Consider the following 7,258-nt stretch of genomic DNA (forward strand, 5'->3'; position numbering starts at 1 on the left):
TTGCCGTGCACAAAGGTATACACTGCGTCTGTGCACATCAAAAGCAATCTTCCCGGGAAAGACCATCAGGAAATAGGAGGAATTAATATGAAAAAAAGGAGCACATCCTTTCTGAGCGTATTCCTGATCCTGGCATTTGTTCTCGGAATTCCGGTTGCACTGGCGGCTAATATGCCCCACTCCATAGAAAAGAGCACCACAAATATTGTGATTGATGGCCGTCAAGCATCTGTTGATGGGTACAACGTTGACAACGGCAACAATTATGTTAATCTCCGGGATATAGCTCAGAGCCTGGATGTTTCCGTGGCTTGGGATGCCAGCACTGATACTGCTACCCTGGATACCTCCGCACATTATAAAAGTGACCCTACTTCTCTGATTACGGGAAATTGGGCACCCGAAACCAGAGCGCGCCTGGAGACGCTGATTCAGGAGAACGCCAATCAGAATCGGTATGCCTGCTTTGATTTTGATAATACTTCCAGCATATATGACATCGGAAACGCCCTTTTCGCCTATCAGATTCTGAATCTGCGTTTTGCTATGGAACCGGATGTCTTTGCAGATGTTCTGGATACCGGCCTGCCGGATCTGACCTGCGAGGTGGGCAAGAACCTGGACGGCGAGCCTGTGACCTGTGCGCAGCTTATTGAGGATCTGAGTGCTGACTATGCGTTTATCTACAGCCAGTACGAGGGCTTTGACGGTGACCGCACCCTGACTGATATCCGTGCTACCCGGGAGTATCAGGATTTTGCTGCCAAGCTGCGCTGGATGTATGACGCAGTGGGAAATACCTTTGATGTATCTGTTGCCTATCCGTGGTCCATCTATATGCTCAGCGGAATGACACCCGATCAGGTGTATGACCTGGCCGTGGAATCCAATGCTTACTGGTCTTCCTATGGCCGGTACGGCGAGGATGTCTGGACTTCTCCTACCGATATGGAGACCAGCGCCGGAGCCGTGTCTGTTACTCTGGATACTGGCATCAGTTTCCCTGACGAGCTTGTGGATCTGTATCAGACTCTGCAGGCCAACGGGATCGATGTCTATATCATCTCCGCTTCCCCCTATGACCTGATTCGTGCTGCCAGCGATGAATATGGCTATGGCGTACCTGCCGATCACATTTTTGCCATGCGTCTCAAGCAGGATGATCAGGGGCGGTACATCAACGAATACGATTATGACTGGGGCGGCACCGGGAAATATGCGCAGAGCTATGGTCCCGGCAAGAGCCAGATCATCACCAACTATATCGCGCCCAACTACGGCGGACAGGGTCCCCTCCTTGTCTGCGGTGACAGCACCGGCGATGTAAACATGATGAATGACTGGATGGAATGCGGCGATACGCAGCTGGGCCTGATTTTTAACCGCTACGCCAAACCCGCCAGTGACTATACCCTCTGGTCCAACTCTGCTGAGGCAGTGGAGTCCATGGGTGATATGGATTCCCGCTTTGTCCTCCAGGGCCGGGACGAAAACACCGGTGAACTGCGTCCCTTCGAGTCCACCATTCTCCAGGGTACCCAGGAGAGCGTCCTGCTCCGCCCTGAGAACTGATCAAACCGATACAAAGGCCCCCTGTATAGGCAAGACCTATACAGGGGGCACTGTTTTGAAGAAAGAGATCCATTATTTGGATATTGTGTGCGGCGGAGTTTTCCGCCCCCTGCCTCAGGCGGGAGTCGTTTCCTCCGCGGGGGATAGAAAAAGGCTTTGGATGGTCCATTGTGCCGGAGCAGCAAATATGCTATAATCTCACCACTGACCAAAAAGGAGGGAGTACCATGCTCAAGATGCTGCTGGGCCGGGCGGGCACCGGCAAGACCTACGCCATGCTCACCGCCATGGGAGCGGCTAACCGACCCCAGGTTCTCATCGTGCCCGAGCAGCACTCCCACGACATGGAGCGGCAGCTGTGCACCATTGGCGGAAACGCGGTTTCTCTCCACGCCGAGGTGCTCTCCTTCACACGGCTTGCTAACCGGGTGTTCTCCGCCCATGGCGGTCTGGCGGCCCCCACTCTGGATCAGGGAGGCCGGCTGCTGCTGCTGTATACCGCACTCAAGTCGGTGGCCGATCAGCTCAAAGTGTACCAGCGACCCTCCCGCAAGCCCGCCTTTCTCAGCAGTCTGCTGGCCACGGTGGACGAATTGAAAAGCTGCTGCATCAGCCCCGAACAGCTGTGGGAGGCAGGCAGCGACATCGGAGGCGGGGAGGGGGACAAGCTCACCGACCTCTCCCTCATCTTTGGTGCCTATGAGACCTTGACTGCCCAACGGTGGGCTGATCCCCGGGACAAGCTGACCCGGCTGGCCGAGCTGCTGGCCCGGACCAAGTGGGCGGCGGGCAAGGACTTCTATGTGGATGCCTTCACCGACTTCACCCCCCAGGAGCGGCAGGTGCTTTCCGCCCTGCTGGATAAGGGTGCCTCGGTGACGGTGGCCCTGACCTGCGATCAGCTGGAGGAGAACGAGGGGGGGACCGGTATCTTTTCTCCTGCCCGTCGCACCGCCCGACAACTGCTGCGGCTGGCCAAGGACCGAGGCGTGCCTGCTCAGGTGGAGGTGCTGACGGGGGACCGGACCGGCCGGACAGCTGCCCTGGCCCACCTGGAAGGCAATCTGTTTGCTCCCCGACCTGTCCCTCTGGAGGAAGGTGGGGAGGAAATCAACCTCTTTACCGCCAACACCCCCTACTCCGAGGTGGAGTGGACGGCGGCGGAGATCCTGCGCCTGGTGCGGGAGGAGGGCTATCGCTTCCGGGACATCGCCGTGTGTGCCCGCAGCATGGAGGGGTATGGACCCACCATTGAAACGGTGTTTGCCCGCTACGGGGTACCGGTATTTCTCAGCCGCATGAGTGACATCCTGGAAAAGCCCATCCTAACCTTCATTACTGCGGCACTGGATACCGTATCCGGGGGCTACCGGTACGATGATCTCTTCCGATGCCTCAAAACCGGCCTCACTGATTTGAGTCAGGAGGATGTAGATCTGTTGGAAAACTATGCCCTGACCTGGGGTCTGGAGGGAAGTGCCTGGACCGGCAAAAAGGACTGGACCAACCACCCCAAGGGCTATGGGCGCAAATTCACCGAGGAGGATACCGCCCTGCTGGCCCGGCTCAACGGCCTGCGGCGGCAGGTGACCGCCCCTCTGGAGGAGCTGCGGAAGCAGCCGGACAAGACAGGAAAGGGCCAGGCCATGGCTCTCTACCGCCTGCTGGAGGCTATGGGGGTACCCGAGCGTCTGGCACAGCGGACCCAGGAACTGCAAGAGCGGGATCAGGCCGCCCTGGCGGAGGAGTACGCCCAGCTGTGGGACATTTTGTGCGGCGGTCTGGAACAGTGCGCCCAGATCCTGGGGGATACCCCCATGGAGCTGGAGGAGTTCTCCAGACTGTTCTCTCTGGTACTCTCTCAGTACGACGTGGGTTCCATCCCTGTGTCCCTGGACCGGGTGAACGCTGGCGAAATGCCCCGGCTGGCTCACAAGGGTTACCGTGCGGTGTTCCTGCTGGGGGTGGACGACGGGGCTATCCCGGCGGTGTCCCCCTCTCCCGGCCTGCTCAGCGACGATGACCGCAGCCTGCTGGCCTCCTATGGCCTGGAGCCTGCCCCACGGACAGGGGACAAGCTGTACCGGGAGATGACCATCGTCTATGAGACCTGCGCCCTGCCTCGGGAACGGTTTTATGTCAACTGGTCCGCCGCAGGGGCCCAGGGAGAAGAGCACCGCCCTGCCTTCCTGGTGTCAAGGCTGAAAGCCCTGCTGCCCCATCTGCGCCGGGTGGAAGAGGGAAGGCTGGACGGTTCCTTCCGCCTGGCGGCCCCACGGCCTGCGCTGGAGCTGGCTGGACGGTTCCCCCAGGCGGCGGCAGCCCTCACGGCTCTGCCGGAGTACGCTCCCCTGGTGGAGCGGATGACCTCTGCTGCCTGCCGGGAACGGGGGCGGCTGTCAAGACCGGCGGTGGATGTACTCTACGGGCGGCGGGTGCCCATGTCGGCCTCCCGAATGGACAAGTACAAGGCCTGCCACTTCTCCTACTTCATGCAGTACGGACTGAAGGCGGAGCCCCGGCGGGCCGCCGGGTTCCAGGCCCCTGAGTACGGCACCTTTATCCACTTTGTGCTGGAACACGTCCTCAAAGCCTGCCAGGAGCGGGGGGGCGTGAAGGAAGTGTCGCCCGAGGAACTGCGTGCCATTACCGATCAGGTGGTGGAGCAATATGTGCAGGAAGAGCTGGGGGGACTGGAGGGGGAGAGCCCCCGGTTCCAGTATCTGTTCCGCCGCCTTCGCAAGTCGGTGTACGCCGTGGTGGACAACGTGGCCCAGGAGCTGCGGGCCTCTCAGTTCCAGCCCATCTCTTTTGAATTGGGCTTCGGCAGCGGCAAAGATTTGCCTCCGGTGGAGCTGAATGTGGACGGGATCACCGTCAGTATCTCCGGCTTTGTGGACCGGGTGGACGGCTGGGTTCACGACGGACGGCTATACCTGCGAATTGTAGACTACAAGACGGGACGCAAGTCATTTGACTTGACAGATATTTGGCATGGAATGGGCCTTCAGATGCTGCTCTATCTTTTCACGCTGGAACGTGAGGGAAAAGACCTTTACAATCAAGATGTGACAGGGGCTGGCGTCCTTTACCTGCCCGCTAGAGACGCAGTGGTGGCGGGCAGCCGGGTCATGAGTGATGAGGCACGGCAGAAGAAGGTGGACACGGAGCTGCGCCGCAAGGGCGTGGTGCTGGACGACCCCGCCGTGGTGGCCGCTATGGAGGACCCGGAGGAGGGGCCCATCCGTTTCCTGCCTATCCGGGTAAATAAGAGCGGCCAGATCACCGGCGAGGCCTTGGTGTCCGCCCAACGGCTGGGCAAGCTGGCCCGGCACACCGACCATATCCTGCGGGAGATCGGTCAGGAACTGGCGGCAGGCAACATCAACGCCGACCCCTTTTGGCGGGGACCGGAGCACAATGCCTGCCAGTGGTGCGACTACGCTGCTGCCTGCCATTTTGAGGAGGGCAGGGGGAACGATAAAAAGCGGTGGTTGCCCACAGTCAAGAGCGAGGAGTTCTGGGCGGCTGTGGAACAAGAGTAAAATTGCCTCCAGTTTCGGACAGGCTATAGAAGGCCTGGTGTTTAAATCCAACCGAGCAAGCACAAAATCTCCTTAAGAGATAAGAGAAAGGAACTAAAACTCTATGGCGTTTTTTGGAAGCTTTTTGAGCAACACAAGCAACTTCCTCTACACCTATATTTTGATTGCTCTGCTTATCTTCGCGGGGCTCTACTTCACCATCCGTACCAAGGGCGTCCAGTTTCGCCTGTTCCCTGAGGCCATCCGTGTGCTGGGAGAGAAGAAAAAGGACGGCAAGGATATCTCGTCCTTCCAGGCCTTGATGATCTCCACCGCCTCCCGGGTGGGTACCGGCAACATCGCCGGTGTGGCCAACGCCATCATCGCCGCCACCCTCATCGGCGGCTACGGCGCGGTGTTCTGGATGTGGCTGCTGGCCCTCATCGGTGCCGCCTCCGCTTTCATTGAGAGCACTCTGGCCCAGTGCTACAAGGAGAAGCACGGGGAGAACTGGGTAGGCGGCCCGGCCTACTATATCCAGAAGGCGCTTGGCAGCCGGTTCTTCGGCGTGGTGTTCGCCGTGCTGCTCATCGCTTGCTTTGCCTACGGCTTCAATGCCCTCCAGGCCTATAACGCCGGTTCCGCCCTCCAGTATTATCTGCCCGACTACTCCAACAGCATCTGGCCCATGGTGGTGGGCGCGGTGCTGGCCATTCTCACCGGTGTGTGTATCTTTGGCGGCGTGCGCCGCATCAGTGCCATCACCTCCGGCATCGTGCCTGTGATGGCCGCCATCTATATCGCTTTGGGCCTCTTTATCACCATTAAGAACATCGGCCAGGTGCCCCACATGATCTCCCTGATCTTCTCCCAGGCCTTCGATCCCAAGGCCATGTTTGCCGGGATCGGCGCCTCCTGCATCATGCAGGGCATCAAGCGGGGCCTCTACTCCAACGAGGCCGGTATGGGCTCCGCCCCTAACGCCGCTGCTGCTGCCGATGTGTCCCATCCGGTGAAGCAGGGCCTGGTGCAGATGCTGTCCGTGTTCATCGACACCATTGTGATCTGCTCCACCACCGCCTTTATGCTGCTCCTGTCCGGGGTGCCCATTGACGCCTACAGCGAGGGCATGAACTTTGTCCAGGCGGCGGTCCACGCCCAAGTGGGTTCCTTTGGCCCCATCTTCATCACCGTTTCCATTTTCCTCTTTGCTTTCAGTTCCCTGGTGGGTAACTACTACTACACCGAGTCCAACTTTAAATTTATTCGTGACTCCAAGACCGGCCTGATCATCTTCCGGCTGACCTGCGTGGCGGCCATCTTCATCGGCGCCCAGATGAATTTCTCCATGGTGTGGGACCTGGCTGATGTGCTCATGGGTCTGATGGCACTGGTGAATCTGGTGGCCATTCTGCTGCTGGGCGGCAAGGCCCTGAAGGTGCTGAAAGATTATGTGAACCAGAAGAAGGCGGGCAAGAACCCGGTATACCGCTATGAGGAGGTGGGCGTCGGCGATGTTGGCGGGAACCGCGCACGAGACGTTCTCGTGCGACACGGCCGCGAGCCAATGGAAGGACCTGCGCGCGGACGGTGGCTGGTACAGCGTCTCGTTTTGGGACAGGAAGTCGATCAGCATGTTCATGGTGACCGACGGGAGATTCGCTCCCGATGCCGGCGCGAAGTCCACGCCCGGCCTGTTCGTCTCTGACACAGGAACCCCCGTTCTGTGCGCACGCCCTTGCGAATGTCCAATGCCAGTATACCATCAGTCGCGCGGTGGGGAAGGGATCCGCGCGCGCCGTTGCGGCGGCGCGCCGCGCGCGGGGTGCCCCTTCCGGGTGGCGGGGACGCCCGGGGGGCGGTTCCTTTCGATTGCGCCAATGCTTTGCTTGGCGGCGCTTTCTGTCTGCATCTCGTTCGCCGTTCGGACAGTTTGGTGATTTCCAGCGAAAAACTGTGTCGAAATCGCCGAAATCGCCGAAATGCGCGTTCGGGGGCGCCGAGGGGGCGTGTGCTACACTTGCTGCGTTTGCATAGGCTAAGTCGAACAGGGGGAGACTTACATGCAGTGCGAGCAAGCGGGCGGCCGGGCATCCCGCCACGGGCGCATTTCCCACGTTTCCGAAAGGGCGTTTCGGGAACAGCCGCGCCCCCGCGTGTTC

Annotated in this window: 3 protein-coding genes; all 3 read left to right on the forward strand. The window is 59.6% G+C overall.

Features of this window, described 5'->3' with window-relative positions:
* Positions 1-546: 546 nt before the first annotated feature.
* The 3 genes from IHN22_RS02320 (at position 547) to IHN22_RS02330 (ending at position 6,804) form a co-directional block, all read left to right on the forward strand.
* The gene (locus tag IHN22_RS02320; protein ID WP_300985307.1) at positions 547-1,572 is read left to right on the forward strand and encodes a haloacid dehalogenase-like hydrolase; all 1,026 of its coding nucleotides are present in this window, start codon (positions 547-549) and stop codon (positions 1,570-1,572) included.
* Positions 1,573-1,799: 227 nt separating this feature from the next.
* A complete protein-coding gene (locus IHN22_RS02325) occupies positions 1,800-5,117 on the forward strand; it encodes a PD-(D/E)XK nuclease family protein (protein ID WP_191433277.1) in 3,318 nt (1,105 codons plus the stop codon).
* A gap of 124 nt (positions 5,118-5,241) precedes the next feature.
* Positions 5,242-6,804: an alanine/glycine:cation symporter family protein gene (locus IHN22_RS02330; RefSeq protein WP_365813612.1), complete on the forward strand. Its 1,563-nt coding sequence runs from the start codon at positions 5,242-5,244 to the stop codon at positions 6,802-6,804.
* Positions 6,805-7,258 lie beyond the last annotated feature (454 nt).

Source organism: Flavonifractor sp. An112 (assembly GCF_904377885.1).
Taxonomy (GTDB): domain Bacteria; phylum Bacillota; class Clostridia; order Oscillospirales; family Oscillospiraceae; genus Flavonifractor; species Flavonifractor avicola.

Bases quoted from the DNA above. Each gene is read 5' to 3' on its own strand.
- IHN22_RS02325 (WP_191433277.1), top strand. From the start codon at position 1,800: ATGCTCAAGATGCTGCTGGGCCGGGCGGGCACCGGCAAGACCTACGCC.
- IHN22_RS02320 (WP_300985307.1), top strand. From the start codon at position 547: ATGGAACCGGATGTCTTTGCAGATGTTCTGGATACCGGCCTGCCGGAT.